Here is an 18,449-nt window from a genome sequence, read left to right as displayed (position 1 = left end):
TCAGCCCTGCACGGCGCGCAGCTCGTGCGGGACATAGCCCACGGGCTCGCTCGGCAGCGGCGGAAGCGCGGTGATCGGCTCCACCAGCATCAGCGCCGCGCTTTCGCAGCGGTAATAGGATTCGTGAATGCGGGTCAGCTCCAGAACATGCATGCCCTTGGGCAGCGTCGGCGCAAGCGAGCCGGGGAACAGCATGTCATAGCTCGGCCCCGGCGCGCCGTCCTTGCCGAAACGCCGCGGCACCGGCACTTTCGAGCCCATGTAATCCTTTGCATAGACCACGTCGATCCACGAGCGCACCCGCGTCTTCGAGGTGTAGAACTTGGCGATCTCCTGCTCCACCAGCGGCTCCTGCTGCGCCATCATCCCCAGCGCCGAGCCCCAGGTGAACAGCACCACGCGGTCGAGCAGATCGCCGCATTCGGCCAGCGCGTCCACCGCGATGGCGCCGCCCAGCGAATGCCCGACCACATAGATCTCGTCATACGCTTTGTCGCCCTCGACATCGGCCACCTGGTCGAGCATGTCGAGTACCCGGTGACGCGCCTTGGCCCGCAGCCCGATATCGTCGTCGCCAAGCGCCTCATCGCGCAGATAGGCCTTTGTATAGGCGGAGATATTGGCGAACTGTTCCAGCCAGCCGAGGCTCCAGATCCACAGCATGACCAGCGCAAAGACCGATCCGGCGACCGTTGCCGTCCAGCCGGTGAGCCAGCCCCAGGCGGTCTGCACCAGCGGGATCTGCGTCAGCGAGTCGGGCAGGGTGACCGTGCCGCTGCCGATGGCCTGCATCAGGAACACCGCCACCACCGCCCACCACAGGATCAGCAGCACCGCCGCGGCCAGCATCGCCCGGGCGGCGCGCGGCGGCGCCTCGCCCCGCGTCAGCCAGCCGCGCGCGCCGCCGGTCAGCCAGTAGCGGATCAGGAAAAAGCCGCGCTTGAACCGCGCCCAGGGGGATTCGTTGCTCCAGTCGGGGATCAGATCGCCCCAATAGGCCTCGTAGACGTCGATCTCGCGGGTCTCGCCGCCGTCGCGTGCCTCTGCCACCAGCCCGATGGCGCCGCTCGTCGCGCCGCTGCCCTCCTCGGTCTGCTCGACCCGCCAGCCGTCGGTGTAATGCTGCAACGCCCTTACCAGCCGGTCGCGGGCCTGGTTGCGCTCCTTGCGGGCAAATCCGGGAACGAGAATAATGGCACGCCGGGACATGGCTGCGCTCCTGTCAAACACCTAAAGAATGAGTCTTTTTAGCACATCTGCCTCTATGCGTGAAATGCCGCCCGTAGCCGCGGCCTGCGCATTGCAGAGCCCGCCCCGCCGCGCTACTCCTGTCAGGCCCGCTGAAGGATCCCGCCATGAGCCATATCTCCGAGATTGATCTGGACGACGCCAACCTGCCGCCGCCGACCCCGGAAATCGAACAGGAGCGCCGTGTCGCCATGTTCGACCTCATGGAAGAGAACAGCTTTGCCCTGCCGGCGCGCGACGGGCGCGCGGTGCCCGAGGGGCCTTACAAGCTGGGGCTGGCGATCCGCGAGAAGCGGCTGGTCTTCGACGTCTCCACCGAGGCCGGCGAGCCCTGCGCCGAATTCCACCTCTCGCTGTCGCCCTTCCGGCAGGTGGTGAAGGATTACTTCCAGATCTGCAAAAGCTATTTCGACGCGGTGAAGACCGCCGCGCCCAGCCAGATCGAGACCATCGACATGGCCCGCCGCGGCATCCACAACGAGGGCGCGCGCATCCTTCAGGAGCGGCTGGAGGGCAAGGCCGAGGTCGATGACGACACCGCCCGCCGCCTCTTCACCCTCATCTGCGTGCTGCATTTCGGGGGCTGAGCTTGGCGGATTTGCCGCAGTCCGTGCTGTTCTGCTGCGATCACAACGCAGTGCGCTCTCCCATGGCGGAGGGCATCATGAAAAAGCTCTACGGCTTCGACACTTATGTGCAGTCGGTGGGCGTGGTGAACGATCTCGATGTGGACGGCTTCGCGATCTCGGTCTGCCGCGAGATCGGCGTCGAGCTCGACAAGCACCGCGCCCGCAGCTTCGAGGAGCTCGAGGAGATGGGCGAGGCGCTCTCGGGGTTCGACCTGATCGTCGCCATGTCGCCGGCCTCGCAGCGCGCGGCGCTGGATCTCACGCGGTTTTACCACTTGACGGTGGAGTACTGGCCGATCATGGACCCGACCGGGCTGGGCGAGACGCGCGAGATGAAACTCAACGCCTACCGCCAGACCCGCGACCAGATTTTGGACAGGATCAAGAGCCGATGGGGAGAGAGATGAGCGCCACCGACACGATCAAACGCTATTTCGATGCGTTCAACGCCAAGGACACGGAGGCGATGCTGGCCTGCCTCGATGCCGAGGTGGCGCATCACGTCAACGAGGGGCAGATCCGCAGCGGCAAGACCAAATTCGCCGAGTTCTGCGCCCACATGTCCCACTGCTATGACGAAACCCTCACCGATATGGTGATTTTCGAGGCCGAGGACGGCACCCGCGCCGCCGCCGAATACATCGTCAACGGCACATATCTCAACACCGATGCCGGGCTGCCCGAGGCGCGTGGCCAGAGCTACCGGCTGCCGGCGGGCTCGTTCTTCAGCCTGACCGACGGCAAGATCTCCCGCGTGGTGACCTATTACAACCTCGCGGACTGGATCCGGCAGGTCGGCTGATGCGGGTCGAGGTGCTGACCGGCGCGGCGCTTGATGCCGCGCTCGACGATGTGGCGCGGCTGCGCATCGCGGTGTTCCGCGACTTTCCCTATCTCTATGACGGGGATCTCGAATACGAGCGCGGCTATCTCCAGACCTATCGCGACAGCCCCGGCGCGGTGCTGGTTGGCGCCTTCGACGGCGACAGGCTGGTGGGCGCCGCCACCGGCACGCCGATGGAGGATCATGCCGAGGATTTCGCCGCCGCCTTCGCCGGCAGCGGCTACGATCTGGCCGAGATATTTTATTGCGCGGAATCCGTGCTGCTGCCGGACTACCGGGGGCGGGGGATCGGGCACAGGTTCTTCGATCTGCGCGAAGCTCATGCCCGCGCCCTGGGGCGGCGCTTTGCCGCCTTCTGCGGCGTGCTGCGCCCTGCGGATCATCCGGCGCGCTCGGCGGATTACGCGCCGCTCGATCCGTTCTGGCGCAAGCGCGGCTATGAGAAACTTGACGGCGTACTTGCACATTTTCGATGGAAAGACCTCGGAAATCGCGAGCAGACCGACCATTCCTTGCAATTTTGGATCAAATCGCTCTGATTCCGGTTTTCCATTGGCCATAAATATCCCGGGGTCCGGGGCAGCGCCCCGACCTCCGCTTGCAACAAGGACGACGCCATGAAACTCGCCGCCGCCGCCTACAAGATGGATTTCCTCGAAAGTTGGGAGGCTTACGCGGCAAAGCTCACCGGCTGGGTGGGCGAGGCCGCGGGGCAGGGCGCCGATCTTCTGGTCTTCCCCGAATACGGCGCGATGGAACTGGCGACACTAGCGGGCCGCGCCACGGCGCAGGATCTCGAAGCCTCGCTGCATGCGGTCTCCGAGCGCATCCCCGAGGTCGACGCGCTGCATGCAGAGCTGGTGCGGAAACACGGCGTGCATATCCTCGCCGCCTCCGCCCCGGTCTTCGACGCGGAAATCGGCCCGCGCCCGGTCAACCGCGCCCGGCTCTTTGCCCCATCGGGCGCCATGGGGCAGCAGGACAAGCAGATCATGACCCGCTTCGAGCGCGAGGACTGGGGCGTCGTGGGCGGCGGGCCGCTGACGCTCTTCGACACCGCGCTCGGCAAGATCGGCATCCTGATCTGCTATGACAGCGAATACCCCCTTCTGGCACGGGCGCTTTCCGAGGCCGATCTGCTCCTCGTGCCCTCCTGCACCGAGGCGGCGCATGGCTACAATCGCGTGCGCATCGGCGCCATGGCTCGCGCGCTGGAGCAGCAATGCGTGACGGTGATGGCCTCGACCGTGGGCGATTGCGACTGGTCCGAGGCGGTGGACACGAATTGCGGCATGGGCGGCATCTTCGGCCCGCCCGATACCGGCTTTCCCGCCACCGGCGTGCTGGCGGAAGGGGCGATGAACCGCCCGGGCTGGACCTATGCGGAGCTTGATCTTGACGCGGTGGCGCGGGTCCGCAAGGATGGCGTCGTGCTCAACCGCACCCACTGGGACGAGCAGGCCGGGCGTGACCGCCCCGCCATCTTGCGGAGCCTTTCCTGATTTGCAGGGCAGATGTGCCCTTGAAAATCCCGCCAATTGGGCGCATATCCTTGGGCGTTCCGCAATGTTTGGTGGAACGGCACAGACAGGAGACACCATGGCCAAGGAAGACATTCTCGAATTCCCCGGCGTCGTGAAGGAACTCCTGCCCAACGCGACATTCCGGGTCGAGCTCGAGAACGGCCATGAAATCATCGCGCATACGGCAGGCAAGATGCGGAAAAACCGCATCCGGGTTCTGGCTGGCGACCGCGTTCAGGTTGAAATGACCCCCTACGATCTGACCAAGGGTCGGATCAACTATCGCTTTAAGTAAGTCCTGCATGGGCCTGAATTCACCGGAAGTTTCCGCTTTGCGGAGCGCAACCGCACGGGCCCGCGCATGAAACTCGTTCTCGGCTCCGGCAGCCCGCGCCGCCGCGAGCTGCTTGCGCAGCTCGGCGTCACACCCGCCGACATCCGCCCCCCCGATATCGACGAGGATCCCCGCAAGGGTGAGCTTCCGCGCCCCTATTGCGTGCGTCTCGCGCGCGAGAAGGTCGAGGCGATTCCCTGCGGGCCGGACGAGATCGTGCTCTCCGCCGACACCACCGTCGCGCTGGGGCGGCGAATCCTCGGCAAGCCGGCGGATGAGAAGGAGGCGGCGGGGTTTCTCACGGCGCTGTCCGGGCGCCGTCACCGGGTGATCACCGCGGTGGCGGTGAAGCGCGGCGACCAGATCTGGGAACGCGATGTCGTCACCCAGGTGAAGATGAAGAGCCTCTCCAACGAAGAGCTCAACGCCTATCTGCAAAGCGGCGACTGGCACGGCAAGGCCGGCGGCTATGGCATTCAGGGGCCGGCGGGCGCGTTCATTCCATGGATCAACGGCAGCTTCACCGCCGTGGTCGGGCTGCCGCTTGCCGAAACCGCCGGGCTGCTTTCGGCGGCGGGCTATCCTCTCTATAAGGCGGTGTCATGAAGGGACGCACGATTGCACTCGACGCGCTGGACGGCACCGAGGCCGCGGCGCTGATCGTCGATGGTCAGCTACACGATCTGCTGATCGACAGCGACCATCCGCGACCGGGCACGATCTATCGCGCCACCGCGCTGCGCCCGATGAAGGGGCAGGGCGGGATGTTCCTGCAAACCCCTGACGGCAATGCCTTTCTGCGGCAGGTCAAGGGGCTGGCGCCGGGCGATGCGCTGCTGGTGCAGGTCACGGGCTATGCCGAGCCGGGCAAGGCGATTCCGGTCACCACGCGGCTGCTCTTCAAGTCGCGCTATGCCATCGTCACCCCGGGCGCGCCGGGCATCAACATCTCGCGCCAGATAAAGGATGACGATCTGCGCGACGAGCTGCTGGCCATCGCCCATGACGTGATGGAGGGCGATCACGGGCTGATCCTGCGCTCCTCCTGCGCCGGTGCCGACGCCCAGGACATCGCCGAGGATATCGACGCCATGGTGCAGCTCGCGACAACGGTGCTGGCCGACACCACGGGCGAGGCCGAGACGCTGGTCGAGGGCGACGGGCCGCAGGCGCTGGCCTGGCGGGAATGGCAGGCGGAAGAGGTCGATGCCGAGCCCGGCAGCTTCGAGCGCCACAATGTGCACGACCTGATCGAGGCGCTGCGCAGCCCGCTGGTGCCGCTCTCGGGCGGCGGCTCCATGTGCATCGAGCCGACCCGCGCGCTGGTCGCGGTCGACATCAACACCGGCGGTGACACCTCGCCCGCGGCGGGGCTCAAGGCCAATATGGCGGCGCTGCGCGAGCTGCCGCGCCAGTTGCGGCTGCGGGGCCTGGGCGGGCAGGTGCTGGTCGATCCGGCGCCGGCGCCGAAGAAGGAGCGCCGCCAGATGGAGCAGGTGCTGCGCGCCGCGCTCAAGCAGGACGATACGGATACCATCCTCGCCGGCTGGACGCAGCTCGGCCTGATGGAGTTGCAGCGCAAGCGCGAGCGCGTTCCGCTGCGGGAGGTGCTGAAATGAGCTGCCCGATCTGTGGTCGCGCGACCGATGCCAAATTCCGCCCCTTCTGCTCGAAGCGCTGCGCCGATATCGACCTGGCGAAATGGATGTCGGGCAGCTACGCCATCCCCTCGACCGATCCCGAGGATGTGGAGGAGGCCATTGAGGCCGCCGAGAAGGCCCGGCAAGAGGACACGAAACATTGACCGCCATCACCCCCGAACTGCTGACCGAGATCCGCGCCCGCTTTGCCCATGTCGAGACCTGCCCCTTCACCGGGCCGCGGGTGTTCTTCGAGAATGCCGGCGGCGCGCTGACGCTGACTTCCGTGGTCGAGACCTCGGCACGCTTCGCCGCGATCCCCGACAATCAGGGCCGCGACAACCCGGCCTCGGCGGCGCTGGGAGAGATCATCGCCAAGGCGCGCGAGGATGCGGCGCTGTTTCTGGGCGCGGATGCGGGCAAGGTGTTTGTCGGGGAGAGCGGCACGGAGCTGCTGTTCCGGCTGATCGCCGATGCCTGCCTCGGCACGCCCGGCGGCGTGGTGCTGGGCTCGACGGTGGAGCATCCCGCCTCGCGCAGCGCCTGCGCCCGCTGGGCGGAGGTGTCGGGCAAACGCCATGTGCTGGTGCCGCATGACGACGCCACCGGCACGGTCACGCCCGAGGCCTATGCGGCGGCGGTGACCGGGGATGTGCGCGTGGCGACGATCCTGCACACCTCGCCGGTGACCGGCATGAGCATGGATGTGCCCGGCATCGTCGCGGCGATCCGCGCGAAGGCGCCAGAGGCGCTGATCGTGGTGGACGGTATCCAGCACGCCTGTCACGGCGGCATCGACATAGCCTCCTACGACATCGACGGCTATGTGATCTCGCCCTACAAGGTGTTCTCGCGTCACGGCTACGGTCTGGCCTGGGCCTCCGACCGGCTGAGCGGGCTGCGCCACGACGCGCTGATCGGCGCGCCGGAGGGCAACTGGGAGCTCGGCACCCGCGATACCGGCGCCTATGCCACCTTCTCCGATGTGGTGGAATATTTCGAATGGCTGGGCGGCGAGGTCTCGGGCGAGAGCGATCCGCGCGCGCGGATCGCCGCGGCGGGCCGCGCGATCCACGATCACGAGGCAGCGCTGACCCGCGCCATGCTGCACGGCACCGGCAACCTGCCGGGGCTTGCGGAGATGGCGGGCGTTACCGTCGTCGGCGGCGTGGACAACCCGGCGCGCGAGGGGCTGGTGAGCTTTTATGCCGACGGGCAGGCCTCGCCGGATCTGGTGGCGGCGCTGGCGGATCAGGGCATCCGGGTGCACACCCGCAAGGCCGATCACTATTCGGGCAATATCCTTGCGCCGCTGGGGCAGGCCGATTGCGTGCGCGTGTCGCTCTGCCATTACAACACAGAGGCAGAGGTGGCGGCGTTTCTGGCGGCGATGCAGCGGATCCTGGGGTAGTTCCGGGCGCCCTGCTGCCGGCGATGGTGCCGGCGGAGAGGGCGGGATTTTTGTGAGTATTTGAAGAAAGATGAAGAGGCGGGCGCTTTGCCTCGGCGGGCCGCTTCTATCGGCGCGTCCGCTTGCGATGCGGGGGGCGCGTGGTAACACTGCGGCAGGGAGTGTCGAAGGAGTGAGGCGCATGGCGCTGGAGGCCGGATATCCGGAGATTCGCACCGTCGGGATCGACGGCATGCTGGTGAGCTTCGGCGACCGGCTGAGCGAACCCGCGAACCGCGCCGCGCTGGCCTTTCGGGCCGAGGTGGAGCGCGAAAGCTGGGACGGGGTCGAGGAGAGCGCCTCCTCGCTGGTCTCCTGCTATCTGCGCTTCGATCCGCTCTATCTGCGCCACGCGGATCTGGCGGCGAAGCTGCGCGGGCTGATCGAGAGCCGCGACTGGATGCAGGCGCCGCTGCCGGGCGGGCGGCGGCTGCATCGCATTCCCACGGTCTACGGTGGTGCGCTGGCGCCGCAATTCGGCGAGGCGGCGGCGGCGGCGGGCTTGTCCGAGCGCGAGGCGCTGGACTCGCTGAGCGGTGCGCGGGTGCGGGTGACGGCGCTGGGATTCGCGCCGGGGCAGCCCTATCTGGGCGAGCTGCCCGAGTGCTGGGACATCCCGCGCCAGCAGGCGCTGACGCCGCAGGTCCAACCCGGCGCTCTGGTGCTGGCGATAAGGCAATTCGTGCTCTTCACCGTGCAGGCGCAGACCGGCTGGCGCCATGTCGGCCAGACCGCAGCAAAGCTGGTGCGGCTGGGCGAGGCGCGTCCCTTTCTGCTGGCGCCGGGAGACGAGGTGACATTCCCCTCGGTCTCCGAAGAGGTGTTTGCCAGGATGCAGGGCGATGCCGAGGGCGGCGCAAGCTGGGAGGCATTGGCATGAGCCGGGCGCTGATCGTGCACCGCGCCGGGCCGGCGATGACCTTGCAGGATATGGGGCGGCCCGGCTGGATCGCCTACGGGCTCTCGCGCGGCGGCGCCATGGACCGGCTGGCGCTGGAAGAGGGCGCGGCGCTGCTGGGCACGCGCCCGGGCGTGGCGCTGGAAATGGCCGGCGTCGGCGGGCTCTTCGAGGCGAGCGAGGAGATGCGCATCGCGCTCACGGGCGCACCGATGCGCGCCACGCTCGACGGGCAGCCGCTGCTCTGGCAGGCCTCGCATCTGCTGCCGGCGGGGGCAAGGCTGGAGATCGGCCCGGCCCTGAGCGGCGCTTATGGCTATCTGCATGTGGGCGGCGGCTTTGCCGAGAAGGAAATCCTCGGCGCGCAATCGGCGCATCTGACGGCGGGTCTGGGGGCGCCGGTGAGAGCGGGCGCGCGCTTGGCGGTCGGCCCTGACAAGGGCGGCGAGACCGGGCGCAAGCTGGCGGTGGCGGAGCGGTTCTCCGGCGGCGTGCTGCGCGTGGTGGAAAGCCTGCAAACCGGGCTCTTTCCCGAGGAGCAGCGCAGGCGTTTCGGCGAGGAAGCCTTCGTGCGCGACATGCGCGCCAATCGCATGGGGGTGAAGCTCACCCCCGAGGGGGCGGGCTATGGCGTCGAGGGCGGGCTGTCGGTGGTCTCGGAAGTGATCGCGCCCGGCGATATCCAGGTGACCGGCGACGGCGCGCCCTTTGTGCTGATGGCGGATTGCCAGACCACCGGCGGCTATCCCCGGCTGGCCACGGTGATTCCCGCCGATCTGCCGTGTGTCGCGCAGGCGCCGGCGGGGGCGCGGCTGTCGTTCCGCTGGATCTCGCTCGACGCGGCGCTGGAGGCGGAAGCCGCCTATCGCAAAGAGATCGCGGAGCTGCCGCGCCGTATCGCGCCGCTGATCCGCGACCCGGCGGATGTGCCGGACCTGCTATCGCTGAAGCTGGTCAGCGGCTTTTCCAGCGGCGACCACCACGATCATTGAAAGGACATGCCATGGCATCGGTCGATCTGAACGCGGATATGGGCGAAAGCCACGGCCCCTGGGTGATGGGGCAGGATAGCGCGCTGCTCGACGTCATCACCTCGGCCAATATCGCCTGCGGCTTTCATGCCGGCGACTGGGACGTTATGGCCGCGACCATGAGACAGGCGGTGGCGCGCGGCACCGGGATCGGTGCGCATCCGGGCTTTCCCGATCTTCAGGGCTTTGGACGGCGGCGCATGCAGATATCCGGCGACAGCCTGCGCAACCTCGTGGCCTATCAGCTGGGCGCGGCGCAGGCGATGGCGCGCGCGGCGGGCGGCGCTGTGCGGCATCTCAAGCTGCACGGGGCGCTGTCGAACATGAGCGCCGAGGACGCTGCGCTGGCGCGGGCGGCCTATGAGGGGGCGCTGTCGGTCGATCCGGAGATCATTGTCATGGTGCTGGCGGCGACGGCGCAGCAGGAGGCGGTGGAGGCTCTGGGCTGCCGCTGGGCGGGCGAGATCTTTGCCGACCGCGCCTATAACGACGACGCCACGCTGGTAGACCGGTCGCAGCCGGGGGCGGTGATCCACGACCCGGCGCTGGCGGCGGAGCGCATGGTGGCGATGGTGCGCGAAGGCGCGATCATCGCCGAGAGCGGCAAGCGCATCCCGGCGCCGGTGGACACGATCTGCCTGCATGGCGACGGCAAGACCGCGCTCGAGATCGCGCGGACGGTGCGCGGGGCGCTCGAGGCGGCGGGGATTGCGCTGGAGGTGTTTCCCGGGCGCGGATAGGGCGGCGCCAGGTTTTGGCGCGCGCGCCGCAGATCGGCGTTGCGGAATGGCGGGCGTCGCCTAGGTTCTTCCGCAGCCAGACAGAAACGCGGAGAGCATCATGACACGACTTATGGGCCTATCGGGCAGCCTGCGGCGCGGGTCTTTCAACACCGGGCTGATGCGCGCGGCAGTGGAAGAGGCGCCCGAGGGCGTCGGGATCGACGCGCATACGGTGCATGGCGTGCCGCTCTATGACGCCGATCTGGAGGCCGAGGGCGACCCGCAGGCGGTGACCGCGCTGCGCGCCGCGCTGAAGGCCTGCGACGGGCTCATCCTCTTCACGCCGGAATACAACAATAGCCTTCCGGGCGTCTTCAAGAACGCCATCGACTGGATGTCGTCCGGCCCCGGCGCGGATCTCTTCGCCGGCAAGCCGGTGACGCTGCTCGGCGCCTCGCCCATGGGCTTCGGCACGATCCTGTCGCAGAACGCCTGGCTGCCGGTGCTGCGGGCGCTTGGCACAAGGCCCTGGAACGGGCAGCGGCTGATGGTGTCGAAGGCGCCGGGGAAATTCGACGAGGCGGGCAACCTCACCGACGGGAAAACCCGCGAGCGGCTCGCGGGGTTCGTGGCGGGCTTTGCCGAGGCGGTGCGCGCCGGCACGGTCTGAGCCGGCGCGCTGTCTGTTCAGACTGTTCAGACGATCTCGCGCGTGGTGATGCTGTAGACGAAATCGGCGGGGCTGAGCGAATCCTGCTCGACGCCGCCGATTTCCGCCTGCGGATACATCAGGAAGGGCAGGGTGCCGAAGGAGGCGCCGGGCAGGGTGACGTCATGGGCGTCGTTATAGCAGAGCCAGTTGCCCTCGGAGGCGCCGAACAGCGCGGCGCGCACGTCCTCGACCTCCCGGTCGTCCAGCGTGAGGGTTTTCGGCGGCTCTTCCAGCACGACCTTGCGCACATCCGCCGGGTCTGCGGGCACCCAGCCATAGCCCTCCAGGAAGACCTCGGCGCGGCAATGCTGCGCCTTGGTCACGTCGGACGATCCGGCGCCGAGGCTCTTGTAGCCGAAGGCCGAGGGCGCCACGCGCAGCCCGTAAAGGTCGCGTGCGGGCAGGCCGGCGGCACGGGCGAGGCCCACGAAGAGCGCGTTGAGATCGGCGCATTTGCCCGAGAGATCGCCGGAATGCAGCATGGTCGCCACATCGCCGAGGCCGCAGCCGCGCGTCTCGGGGTTGCGCTGCGAGCGCTCGACCACCCAGTCATAGATCCGGCGGGCGCGGTCGAGATCGCTGGAGGCGCCGCGGGTGATCGCCTCGGCCGTGTCGCGCACGATGCCGTCGGTGGGAATGAGATCGGTGGCGGCGGTGTGTTTCGCGCGCTCCCCGGGCGACAGGGTGGCGTCGCCGGGGGCGGCAGAGAGGTCGATCTTGCGGCTCTGCGTGGCGACCTGCGAGACCACCTCCAGCACCGCCGGCGCCTCGCCCTCGGGCCAGATCGCATGCACAAAGGCGATGCCCTGCGTCGGATCGTCGATCAGCTCGGCCTGCGCGGCGCTGCCGTCGAAGCCGGTCTCGCCCGGCTGGGTCCAGAGGCTCTGGCTCAGCGAGGGCACCGGCACCCAGGCCTGCGCCGCCTTGCCGGCGCGGGGCAGCTCGACCCGCGTGGTCAGCTCGAAGCGGCGCCAGCCCTCGGGGCGGGGCGCATAGGCGGCGGTTGCGAGGCGCGGCGCGGTGGCGAAGAGGGCGGCGGCGGCCCCGGCTTGCAAGAGACGGCGTCTGTGCATGGCGATGGGTGTCCTGACTGTCGGAATGCGGTGCGACGCGTATAGGAAACGGCAGGCCGCACCGCAAGACAAGCCCGGCGTGTCGTCCCACGCCGCTTTTCCGCGCGAAAGGTGGCCGCGCGGGCTGGTCAAGCGCCCGTATGATGCCTTAGACAGAGGCCGCTGCGACACGGAGAAGCGCGATGGACGATCTGGTCAATTCCTTCATGAACGGCCCCGACGAAAAGGGGCGTTTCGGCATCTATGGCGGGCGTTTCGTATCGGAAACCCTGATGCCGCTGATCCTCTCGCTGGAAGAGGAATACGAAAAGGCCAAGACCGACCAGAGCTTCTGGGACGAGATGAACGATCTCTGGACCCATTACGTGGGTCGCCCCTCGCCGCTCTATTATGCCGCGCGCATGACCGAAGAGCTGGGCGGGGCCAAGATCTATCTCAAGCGCGACGAGCTGAACCACACCGGCGCGCACAAGATCAACAATGTGCTGGGGCAGATCATCCTCGCCAAGCGCATGGGCAAGACCCGCATCATCGCGGAGACCGGCGCCGGTCAGCACGGCGTGGCCACTGCCACGGTCTGTGCCAAGTTCGGGCTGAAATGCGTGGTCTATATGGGCGCGCATGATGTCGAGCGCCAGCAGCCCAACGTCTTCCGCATGCGCCTTCTGGGCGCCGAGGTGGTGCCGGTGACCTCCGGGCGCGGCACGCTCAAGGACGCTATGAACGATGCGCTGCGCGACTGGGTGACCAATGTGCGCGACACGTTCTACTGCATCGGCACGGTGGCCGGCCCCGCGCCTTACCCGGCGATGGTGCGCGATTTCCAGTCGATCATCGGCAAGGAGGTGCGCTGGCAGCTCCCCGAGCAGGAGGGCGAGGGCCGTCTGCCCGACACGATCATCGCCGCAATCGGCGGCGGCTCCAACGCCATGGGGCTCTTCTACCCGTTCCTCGACGACCCGTCGGTGAAGATCATCGGCGTCGAAGCCGGCGGCAAGGGCGTCAACGAAAAGATGGAGCATTGCGCTTCGCTCACCGGCGGGCGCCCGGGCGTGCTGCATGGCAACCGCACCTATCTGCTTCAGGACGATGACGGCCAGATCCTCGAAGGCTTCTCGATTTCGGCGGGGCTCGACTATCCCGGCATCGGGCCGGAACATGCATGGCTGCACGATACCGGCCGCGCGGAATATGTCTCGATCACCGACAAGGAGGCGCTGGAGGCGTTCCAGTTCTCCTGCCGCACCGAGGGCATCATCCCGGCGCTGGAGCCCTGCCACGCGCTTGGCCATGTGATGAAGCTGGCGCCGACGCTGCCCAAGGACCACATCCTCGTGATGAACATGTGCGGGCGCGGCGACAAGGACATCTTCACCGTGGCGAAGCATCTGGGCTTCGATATGGGCTGAAACAGGGCGGGCGCGGCTGAGAAGGCCGCGCCCCTTGTCTCTTTGGGGTCAGACCGCGTGGCCCTGCAACACCTCCAGCGGCACCACTTCCAGCGCGCGCAGATGCGTGGCCTCCAGCGCCACGTTCGGCGCACAGCCCTCGTCATGTGCCTGAAGGAACCGCATGGCGCAGAGGCACCAGCGGTCGCCGGGCTTCAGCCCGGGAAAGCGCAAGCCGGGGCGCGGGGTCGAGAGATCGTTTCCGACATAGGCCGAGAAGGCCAGGAACTCCGCCGTCATCACCGCGCAGACCGTGTGGCTGCCGTGATCCTCGGCGCAGGTGTTGCAATGACCGTCGCGGAAAAAGCCGGTCAGCGGCTCTGTCGAGCAGGGCGAGAGCGGCTCGCCCAGCACATTGATGGCAGGCTCTTTTTCGATCATAGCGCGTCTCCTTGCGGCCAGCCTGACAAAGAGCGGCGCGCCTGTCCAGCGCGCCGGTGGGGAGACCCTGTCTGGACGCATGGGGCGGCGCGCGGCCCTGCCGCGCCCCGCCGATGCGGCTGTCAGCCCTCTGCGCAGGCCGAGATGCGGCTCGCCAGATCCTTGATCAGCGCGGGGTAGAAGCCGGCGCCCGGCTCCAGCGCCATGCCCAGCGGGTCGAGATCGGCGACGCCGATCTCCGTGCCCTCGGTGACGGCGGCGATCAGGCGCGGGTCGAATTGCGGCTCGGCAAAGACGCAGGTGGCGCCGCTGTCGGTGATGACGTCGCGCAGCGCGTCGAGCCGGGCCGGGCTGGGATCGGAGGCGTCGGAGAGCTTGATCGCGCCGATCACATGCAGACCGAACGCCTGCTCGTAGTACTGATAGGCGTCGTGGAAGACCACGAACCGATCCTCCTGCACCGGCGCCAGCATATCGCGGGCGTCCGACACGGCCTCTTCCAGCGCCGTGCCTGCGGCGGCGGCGTTGGCGCGGTAGGTCTCGGCGTTCTCCGGATCCGCCTCGGCCAGCGCCTCGGCGATGACCGGCAGCCAGGCGGCGGCATTGTCGGGCGAGAGCCACAGATGCGGGTCGTCGCCGTCATGGTCGTGATCATGCGCATGGTCGTCATGATCGTCGTCAGCGTGGTCGTCATGATCGTCGTGACCATGATCGTCATGCGCGTCTTCGTCGTGGTCGTGCTCATCGTGCTCATGACCGGTATCGGCCTCGGCGCGGGTGTCGAAAATCGCATTGTCGCGGGCGGCGAGATGCATGACGCCCGGCTGCTCGGAGAGCTCCAGAACCGTGGCCTCGCCGGCGATCGCCTCGATCTTGCGGCCGATTCCCGGGGTCAGGTCTGGCCCGATCCAGAACACCAGCTCCGCCTGCTGGAGCGCGCGCGCCTGCGAGGGTGTCAGCGCGTGGCTATGCGGCGAGGCGCCCTGCGGCACCAGCAGCTCCGGCGTGCCGAGATCGCCCATCACCGAGGCGACAAGCCCCTGCACGGGGCCGATATCGGTGACGGTGCGCGGGGCCTCGGCCCAGAGCGGCGTGGCCAGCAGCAGCGCGGCGGGAAGCAGCGGTTTCAGCATGGTGGGAATCCCGTTATGATATAACATTGTGGGAAGGGTTGATAATCGGGATACTATAACATATCAACCCCCGGATTACGGAGGTTGTCATGGACACGCTCGGGTTTGCCTCGCACGATCATCGTCACTGCATTTCACAGGCGCTCGGCGCCGCGGAGGAGACCTGCTCGGCGCAGGGTCTGCAACTGACGCCGCAGCGCCGGCGGGTGCTGGAGATCCTGCTGCGCGAGCATCGGGCCATGGGCGCCTATGAGCTGCTCGACGTGCTGCGCGACGAGGGGCAGGGGGCGCAGCCGCCCACCGTCTACCGGGCGCTGGATTTCCTCGTCAGCCACGGATTCGCTCACAAGATCGAGCGGCTGAACGCCTTTGTCGCCTGCGCCCATCCCGGCGAACGCCACGCCCCGGCCTTCCTGATCTGTTCAGGCTGCGGCGCGGTCGCCGAGATGCCCTCGCGCGGGATCGCGCAGGCGGTGCGCGCCGCGGCCGGAGAGCTGAATTTCGAGGTCTCCCGCATGGTGATCGAGGCCGAGGGGCTGTGCCCGGCCTGCCGGGAGGCGCGGGCATGAGCCTGATCGAGGCCACCGGGCTCTCGGTCTCGCTGGGCAGCCATCCGGTGTTGCAGGGGGTCGATTTTCACATCGACCCGGGCGAGATCGTCACCATTGTCGGGCCGAACGGATCGGGCAAGTCGACGCTGCTGCGCATGCTGATCGGCGCGCTGAAGCCCGAGGCGGGGCGCATCCAGCGCAAGCCCGGGCTGCGGCTGGGCTATGTGCCGCAAAAGCTGCTGATGGACCCGACCCTGCCGATGACCGTCATGCGCTTTCTGTCGCTGCCGCGCCGGGTGCCGGCTGCCGAGCGCCGGGCGGCGCTGGAAGAGGCCGGGGCGGAGAGCCTGGGCGAGCGGCCCATGGCGGGGCTCTCCGGCGGGCAGTTCCAGCGGGTGCTGCTGGCGCGCGCGCTGCTCAACAAGCCCGAGCTGCTGCTGCTCGACGAACCGACGCAGGGGCTCGACCAGCCCGGCTCGGCGGCGTTCTACCGGCAGATCGAGGAGATCCGCGAACATCTGGGCTGCGCCGTGGTGATGGTCAGCCACGAGCTGCATGTGGTGATGAGCGCCTCGGACCGGGTGGTCTGCCTCAACGGGCATGTCTGCTGTCAGGGCCATCCGGAGGTGGTGGCGCAGGCGGCGGAATACCGGGCGCTCTTCGGCACCGGCACCCATGGCGCGCTGGCGCTTTATCGTCACCAGCACAGTCACAGCCATGACGAGACCTGCACCCACGACCACGAACACGGCACAGCGCCGCGACAGGCGGAGGCCGGCTGAGATGCTCGACGATTTCCTGATCCGCGCGGCTTTGGCCGGGCTGGGCCTGGCGCTGGCCACGGCACCGCTGGGCTGTTTCGTGGCCTGGCGCCGCATGGCCTATTTCGGCGACGCCACGGCGCATGCGGCGCTGCTGGGCGTGGCGCTGGCCCTGGCGTTGTCGCTGCCGGTGGTGGCGGGCACGCTGGCGGTGGCGCTGGTCATGGCGCTGCTGGTGGCCACCCTGTCCGAGCGCGGGCTGGCGATGGACACGCTGCTTGGCGTGCTGGCGCATAGCGCGCTGGCCTTCGGGCTGGTGGCGGTGACCTTCGTGCCGGGCGCGCGGCTGGATCTCTCCGCCTATCTCTTCGGCGACATCCTGGCGGTGACCCGTGGCGATCTGGCGGTGATCTGGGGCGGGGCTGCGGCGGTGATCGCGCTGATCGGCTGGCGCTGGCAGGCGCTGCTGACCGCGACGGTCTCGCCGGATCTGGCCTGGGCCAGCGGCATCGACCCGCGCCGCGAGCAGCGCATCCTGACGCTGGCGCTGGCGCTGGCGGTCGCAGTGGCGATCAAGGTGGTGGGGGCGCTTCTGGTCAGCGCCATGCTGCTGATTCCCGCCGCCGCCGCGCGCCACTTCGCGCGCAGCCCCGAGGCCATGGCGCTGAGCGCCGCCGTGCTGGGGGCTTTGTCGGCGCTGGGAGGGCTCTGGGGCGCCTTCGTACTCGACACGCCCGCCGGGCCGTCGATGGTCTGCGCCGCGGCGATCCTCTTTGCCGGGGCCTCGGTGCTGCGGCGCCTGCGCGGCTGAGCCGGTCGTGCTACACGTCGCGCTTACGCTGAGAGGATGGGGCGGAGCGCCGGCGCTTTGACGCCGCTCCCGAAGCGTATCGGAGTGCGGTGCCCGGTCCCTCCGGGAACCTGTCTGTCCCGAGCATGATCGCCATGCCGCCCCGGATCGGGGCGCGCATGCGATAATCCTGCGATATCTGGGCTTTGAGAGCCGCTCGTCAGTCGTCCCAGCCTTCGGGCGGGGCGGAGGGCGTGCGCACGCCGGCGCGGCGGAACGCGTCGAGCACACCGTAGGTGTCGAGCCACTGCGCGCGATAGGCTTTGTAATACTCGTCTTCCGGCACGATCTTCCAGCTGAACAGCGACTTGCGCTTGCGGAATTCCAGATCCTCGGCGGCGAGCTGCTGGCGGATGCCGGCATCGCGCCCGAAACGCGAGGCGCGGTTGATCAGAGCCCCGTCGCCGCGCGGGGTGCCGCTTTCGTCGAGCCGCGCGGGATTGCCGCCGAGCGCGGCCACCGCGTCGGAGCGCGGCGTCTGCGCGGTGCGGTTCGTCGCGCCGGGCGTGGGCGCCGGCAGCGCGTTCAGATCGTTGGGCGTTTCCAGCGGCTTGTTGGGAAGAATGGCGAATTCCTCGGGCGTGCCGCTATTGGTCTTGAGATAGTGCAGACGGATATCCCGCTCGCGCCCGGAACAGGCGGAGAGCCCGACCAGCCCGATCATCAGCACCATGTGCGACAGCTTCATTGCCACCCTCCGGTTCTTGCCTTGTCCTGCTTTAACGCATGTGATCCGCCGCGTCACGAGCCCTTTTTCCCCGGTTTGCGCCCGGGCAGCAGCACCAGCCCCAGCGCCCCGGCAAAGATCGCGATATCCGCGACGTTGAAGGCAAAGGGGTTGTCGATGCCGCAGCAGGACATGTTGAGAAAATCCGCCACCGCGCCATAGAGCAGCCGGTCGACCACATTGCCGAGCGCGCCGCCGATCAGCAGCCCGCCGGCCACCAGCCCGGGCCAGCCCGGCGGATCGCGGCGCAGCCAGACCAGCACAAAGAGCACGATGCCGAGCGCGACCGAGATCAGGATCCACTTCGCCGCTTCGTCCCCGCTGCCCAGCAGGCCGAAATTGATGCCGTCATTCCACGCCATGCGGAAATTGACGAAAGGAGGCCAGACGTCGATGGCCAGCCGCGTGTCGAGCGACATCACATGCACCACCAGCCATTTTGTCAGCTGGTCGATCACAAAGGTGATCGCCGCCACCAGCGCCACTGTCCGCAT

The 18,449-nt window shown here is 68.2% G+C and carries 24 protein-coding genes; 18 read left to right on the top strand and 6 right to left on the bottom strand.

From position 1 onward, the window contains the following. On the bottom strand, positions 1–1,209 hold the full coding sequence (locus Ga0080574_RS05500) for an alpha/beta hydrolase family protein (RefSeq protein WP_076695880.1): 1,209 nt from the start codon (positions 1,207–1,209) through the stop codon (positions 1–3). A 146-nt stretch (positions 1,210–1,355) separates the two neighbouring features. On the opposite strand from Ga0080574_RS05500, the gene Ga0080574_RS05495 reads away from it, so the two are divergent. The 14 genes from Ga0080574_RS05495 (at position 1,356) to Ga0080574_RS05430 (ending at position 10,989) form a co-directional block, all read left to right on the top strand. Further along, positions 1,356–1,835 carry a UPF0262 family protein gene (locus tag Ga0080574_RS05495; RefSeq protein WP_076695878.1) on the top strand — a complete coding sequence of 160 codons (480 nt, stop codon included), beginning with the start codon at positions 1,356–1,358 and terminating at the stop codon, positions 1,833–1,835. A gap of 2 nt (positions 1,836–1,837) precedes the next feature. Further along, positions 1,838–2,284 carry an arsenate-mycothiol transferase ArsC gene (locus Ga0080574_RS05490; RefSeq protein WP_076695876.1) on the top strand — a complete coding sequence of 149 codons (447 nt, stop codon included), beginning with the start codon at positions 1,838–1,840 and terminating at the stop codon, positions 2,282–2,284. After that, positions 2,281–2,679, top strand: a complete 399-nt coding sequence (locus tag Ga0080574_RS05485) for a ketosteroid isomerase-related protein (protein ID WP_237219324.1) — start codon at positions 2,281–2,283, stop codon at positions 2,677–2,679. Before Ga0080574_RS05490 ends, Ga0080574_RS05485 begins: the two co-directional genes overlap by 4 nt. Beyond that, positions 2,679–3,260, top strand: coding sequence for a GNAT family N-acetyltransferase (locus Ga0080574_RS05480; protein WP_076695872.1), 582 nt, complete (start codon positions 2,679–2,681; stop codon positions 3,258–3,260). The genes Ga0080574_RS05485 and Ga0080574_RS05480 overlap by 1 nt, the downstream gene beginning before the upstream one ends. A gap of 78 nt (positions 3,261–3,338) precedes the next feature. Then, the gene (locus Ga0080574_RS05475; RefSeq protein WP_076695870.1) at positions 3,339–4,223 is read left to right on the top strand and encodes a carbon-nitrogen hydrolase family protein; all 885 of its coding nucleotides are present in this window, start codon (positions 3,339–3,341) and stop codon (positions 4,221–4,223) included. A gap of 97 nt (positions 4,224–4,320) precedes the next feature. Beyond that, complete coding sequence (gene infA / locus Ga0080574_RS05470) at positions 4,321–4,539, top strand: translation initiation factor IF-1 (protein WP_007792573.1); 219 nt, start codon at positions 4,321–4,323, stop codon at positions 4,537–4,539. 66 nt (positions 4,540–4,605) lie between these two features. Then, positions 4,606–5,184 carry a Maf family protein gene (locus Ga0080574_RS05465; protein WP_076695868.1) on the top strand — a complete coding sequence of 193 codons (579 nt, stop codon included), beginning with the start codon at positions 4,606–4,608 and terminating at the stop codon, positions 5,182–5,184. Beyond that, positions 5,181–6,197, top strand: a complete 1,017-nt coding sequence (locus Ga0080574_RS05460) for a ribonuclease E/G (protein ID WP_076695866.1) — start codon at positions 5,181–5,183, stop codon at positions 6,195–6,197. Before Ga0080574_RS05465 ends, Ga0080574_RS05460 begins: the two co-directional genes overlap by 4 nt. Next, on the top strand, positions 6,194–6,382 hold the full coding sequence (locus Ga0080574_RS05455) for a DNA gyrase inhibitor YacG (protein WP_076695864.1): 189 nt from the start codon (positions 6,194–6,196) through the stop codon (positions 6,380–6,382). The genes Ga0080574_RS05460 and Ga0080574_RS05455 overlap by 4 nt, the downstream gene beginning before the upstream one ends. Next, the gene (locus tag Ga0080574_RS05450) at positions 6,379–7,629 is read left to right on the top strand and encodes an aminotransferase class V-fold PLP-dependent enzyme (protein ID WP_076695862.1); all 1,251 of its coding nucleotides are present in this window, start codon (positions 6,379–6,381) and stop codon (positions 7,627–7,629) included. Before Ga0080574_RS05455 ends, Ga0080574_RS05450 begins: the two co-directional genes overlap by 4 nt. Positions 7,630–7,810: 181 nt before the next feature. Continuing rightward, the gene (locus Ga0080574_RS05445; RefSeq protein WP_076695860.1) at positions 7,811–8,548 is read left to right on the top strand and encodes a 5-oxoprolinase subunit B family protein; all 738 of its coding nucleotides are present in this window, start codon (positions 7,811–7,813) and stop codon (positions 8,546–8,548) included. Further along, positions 8,545–9,558: a 5-oxoprolinase subunit C family protein gene (locus Ga0080574_RS05440; RefSeq protein ID WP_076695858.1), complete on the top strand. Its 1,014-nt coding sequence runs from the start codon at positions 8,545–8,547 to the stop codon at positions 9,556–9,558. The genes Ga0080574_RS05445 and Ga0080574_RS05440 overlap by 4 nt, the downstream gene beginning before the upstream one ends. Before the next feature lie 11 nt (positions 9,559–9,569). Beyond that, positions 9,570–10,337, top strand: a complete 768-nt coding sequence (locus Ga0080574_RS05435) for a LamB/YcsF family protein (RefSeq protein WP_076695856.1) — start codon at positions 9,570–9,572, stop codon at positions 10,335–10,337. Positions 10,338–10,437: 100 nt separating this feature from the next. Continuing rightward, positions 10,438–10,989 (top strand): NADPH-dependent FMN reductase, encoded by a 552-nt coding sequence (locus Ga0080574_RS05430; RefSeq protein WP_076695854.1) that lies wholly within the window; start codon positions 10,438–10,440, stop codon positions 10,987–10,989. 26 nt (positions 10,990–11,015) lie between these two features. Here Ga0080574_RS05430 and Ga0080574_RS05425 read toward each other — a convergent pair whose 3' ends face one another. Further along, a complete protein-coding gene (locus Ga0080574_RS05425) occupies positions 11,016–12,104 on the bottom strand; it encodes a transglutaminase-like domain-containing protein (protein ID WP_076695851.1) in 1,089 nt (362 codons plus the stop codon). A 182-nt stretch (positions 12,105–12,286) separates the two neighbouring features. Between Ga0080574_RS05425 and trpB the strand changes: the two genes are divergently transcribed. Further along, entirely contained in the window at positions 12,287–13,513 is a 1,227-nt protein-coding gene (gene trpB, locus Ga0080574_RS05420; protein WP_076695849.1) for a tryptophan synthase subunit beta, read from the top strand. 48 nt (positions 13,514–13,561) lie between these two features. Here the strand turns inward: trpB and Ga0080574_RS05415 are convergent, their stop codons facing one another. Together Ga0080574_RS05415 and Ga0080574_RS05410 are read right to left on the bottom strand one after the other, a co-directional pair. Then, positions 13,562–13,933, bottom strand: a complete 372-nt coding sequence (locus Ga0080574_RS05415; RefSeq protein WP_076695846.1) for a DUF2237 family protein — start codon at positions 13,931–13,933, stop codon at positions 13,562–13,564. A 122-nt stretch (positions 13,934–14,055) separates the two neighbouring features. Continuing rightward, complete coding sequence (locus Ga0080574_RS05410) at positions 14,056–15,066, bottom strand: zinc ABC transporter substrate-binding protein (RefSeq protein WP_076695844.1); 1,011 nt, start codon at positions 15,064–15,066, stop codon at positions 14,056–14,058. Positions 15,067–15,155: 89 nt separating this feature from the next. Here Ga0080574_RS05410 and Ga0080574_RS05405 point away from each other — a divergent pair, with 89 nt between their 5' ends. The 3 genes from Ga0080574_RS05405 to Ga0080574_RS05395 are packed head-to-tail and all read left to right on the top strand — an operon-like array spanning position 15,156 to position 17,189. Next, positions 15,156–15,635 carry a transcriptional repressor gene (locus Ga0080574_RS05405; RefSeq protein ID WP_076695842.1) on the top strand — a complete coding sequence of 160 codons (480 nt, stop codon included), beginning with the start codon at positions 15,156–15,158 and terminating at the stop codon, positions 15,633–15,635. Next, complete coding sequence (locus tag Ga0080574_RS05400; RefSeq protein WP_076695840.1) at positions 15,632–16,399, top strand: ATP-binding cassette domain-containing protein; 768 nt, start codon at positions 15,632–15,634, stop codon at positions 16,397–16,399. Before Ga0080574_RS05405 ends, Ga0080574_RS05400 begins: the two co-directional genes overlap by 4 nt. A gap of 1 nt (position 16,400) precedes the next feature. Next, on the top strand, positions 16,401–17,189 hold the full coding sequence (locus tag Ga0080574_RS05395; protein ID WP_076695838.1) for a metal ABC transporter permease: 789 nt from the start codon (positions 16,401–16,403) through the stop codon (positions 17,187–17,189). Positions 17,190–17,388: 199 nt separating this feature from the next. Here the strand turns inward: Ga0080574_RS05395 and Ga0080574_RS05390 are convergent, their stop codons facing one another. Together Ga0080574_RS05390 and lspA are read right to left on the bottom strand one after the other, a co-directional pair. Further along, positions 17,389–17,916 carry a DUF3035 domain-containing protein gene (locus tag Ga0080574_RS05390; RefSeq protein WP_076695836.1) on the bottom strand — a complete coding sequence of 176 codons (528 nt, stop codon included), beginning with the start codon at positions 17,914–17,916 and terminating at the stop codon, positions 17,389–17,391. 53 nt (positions 17,917–17,969) lie between these two features. Continuing rightward, positions 17,970–18,449 (bottom strand): signal peptidase II, encoded by a 480-nt coding sequence (gene lspA / locus Ga0080574_RS05385; RefSeq protein ID WP_076695834.1) that lies wholly within the window; start codon positions 18,447–18,449, stop codon positions 17,970–17,972.

The organism is Salipiger abyssi (assembly GCF_001975705.1).
Lineage (GTDB): Bacteria > Pseudomonadota > Alphaproteobacteria > Rhodobacterales > Rhodobacteraceae > Salipiger > Salipiger abyssi.
The sequence above is the reverse complement of the archived record's forward strand: the minus strand, read 5'-3'. Positions and strand labels throughout refer to the sequence as shown.

Bases quoted from the DNA above. Each gene is read 5' to 3' on its own strand.
- Ga0080574_RS05410 (WP_076695844.1), bottom strand. From the start codon at position 15,066: ATGCTGAAACCGCTGCTTCCCGCCGCGCTGCTGCTGGCCACGCCGCTC.
- Ga0080574_RS05475 (WP_076695870.1), top strand. From the start codon at position 3,339: ATGAAACTCGCCGCCGCCGCCTACAAGATGGATTTCCTCGAAAGTTGG.
- Ga0080574_RS05415 (WP_076695846.1), bottom strand. From the start codon at position 13,933: ATGATCGAAAAAGAGCCTGCCATCAATGTGCTGGGCGAGCCGCTCTCG.
- Ga0080574_RS05460 (WP_076695866.1), top strand. From the start codon at position 5,181: ATGAAGGGACGCACGATTGCACTCGACGCGCTGGACGGCACCGAGGCC.
- Ga0080574_RS05425 (WP_076695851.1), bottom strand. From the start codon at position 12,104: ATGCACAGACGCCGTCTCTTGCAAGCCGGGGCCGCCGCCGCCCTCTTC.
- Ga0080574_RS05480 (WP_076695872.1), top strand. From the start codon at position 2,679: ATGCGGGTCGAGGTGCTGACCGGCGCGGCGCTTGATGCCGCGCTCGAC.
- Ga0080574_RS05495 (WP_076695878.1), top strand. From the start codon at position 1,356: ATGAGCCATATCTCCGAGATTGATCTGGACGACGCCAACCTGCCGCCG.
- Ga0080574_RS05435 (WP_076695856.1), top strand. From the start codon at position 9,570: ATGGCATCGGTCGATCTGAACGCGGATATGGGCGAAAGCCACGGCCCC.
- Ga0080574_RS05390 (WP_076695836.1), bottom strand. From the start codon at position 17,916: ATGAAGCTGTCGCACATGGTGCTGATGATCGGGCTGGTCGGGCTCTCC.
- Ga0080574_RS05440 (WP_076695858.1), top strand. From the start codon at position 8,545: ATGAGCCGGGCGCTGATCGTGCACCGCGCCGGGCCGGCGATGACCTTG.
- trpB (WP_076695849.1), top strand. From the start codon at position 12,287: ATGGACGATCTGGTCAATTCCTTCATGAACGGCCCCGACGAAAAGGGG.
- Ga0080574_RS05395 (WP_076695838.1), top strand. From the start codon at position 16,401: ATGCTCGACGATTTCCTGATCCGCGCGGCTTTGGCCGGGCTGGGCCTG.
- Ga0080574_RS05430 (WP_076695854.1), top strand. From the start codon at position 10,438: ATGACACGACTTATGGGCCTATCGGGCAGCCTGCGGCGCGGGTCTTTC.
- Ga0080574_RS05485 (WP_237219324.1), top strand. From the start codon at position 2,281: ATGAGCGCCACCGACACGATCAAACGCTATTTCGATGCGTTCAACGCC.
- Ga0080574_RS05455 (WP_076695864.1), top strand. From the start codon at position 6,194: ATGAGCTGCCCGATCTGTGGTCGCGCGACCGATGCCAAATTCCGCCCC.
- lspA (WP_076695834.1), bottom strand. From the start codon at position 18,449: ATGCGGACAGTGGCGCTGGTGGCGGCGATCACCTTTGTGATCGACCAG.
- Ga0080574_RS05500 (WP_076695880.1), bottom strand. From the start codon at position 1,209: ATGTCCCGGCGTGCCATTATTCTCGTTCCCGGATTTGCCCGCAAGGAG.
- Ga0080574_RS05465 (WP_076695868.1), top strand. From the start codon at position 4,606: ATGAAACTCGTTCTCGGCTCCGGCAGCCCGCGCCGCCGCGAGCTGCTT.
- Ga0080574_RS05445 (WP_076695860.1), top strand. From the start codon at position 7,811: ATGGCGCTGGAGGCCGGATATCCGGAGATTCGCACCGTCGGGATCGAC.
- Ga0080574_RS05405 (WP_076695842.1), top strand. From the start codon at position 15,156: ATGGACACGCTCGGGTTTGCCTCGCACGATCATCGTCACTGCATTTCA.
- Ga0080574_RS05400 (WP_076695840.1), top strand. From the start codon at position 15,632: ATGAGCCTGATCGAGGCCACCGGGCTCTCGGTCTCGCTGGGCAGCCAT.
- infA (WP_007792573.1), top strand. From the start codon at position 4,321: ATGGCCAAGGAAGACATTCTCGAATTCCCCGGCGTCGTGAAGGAACTC.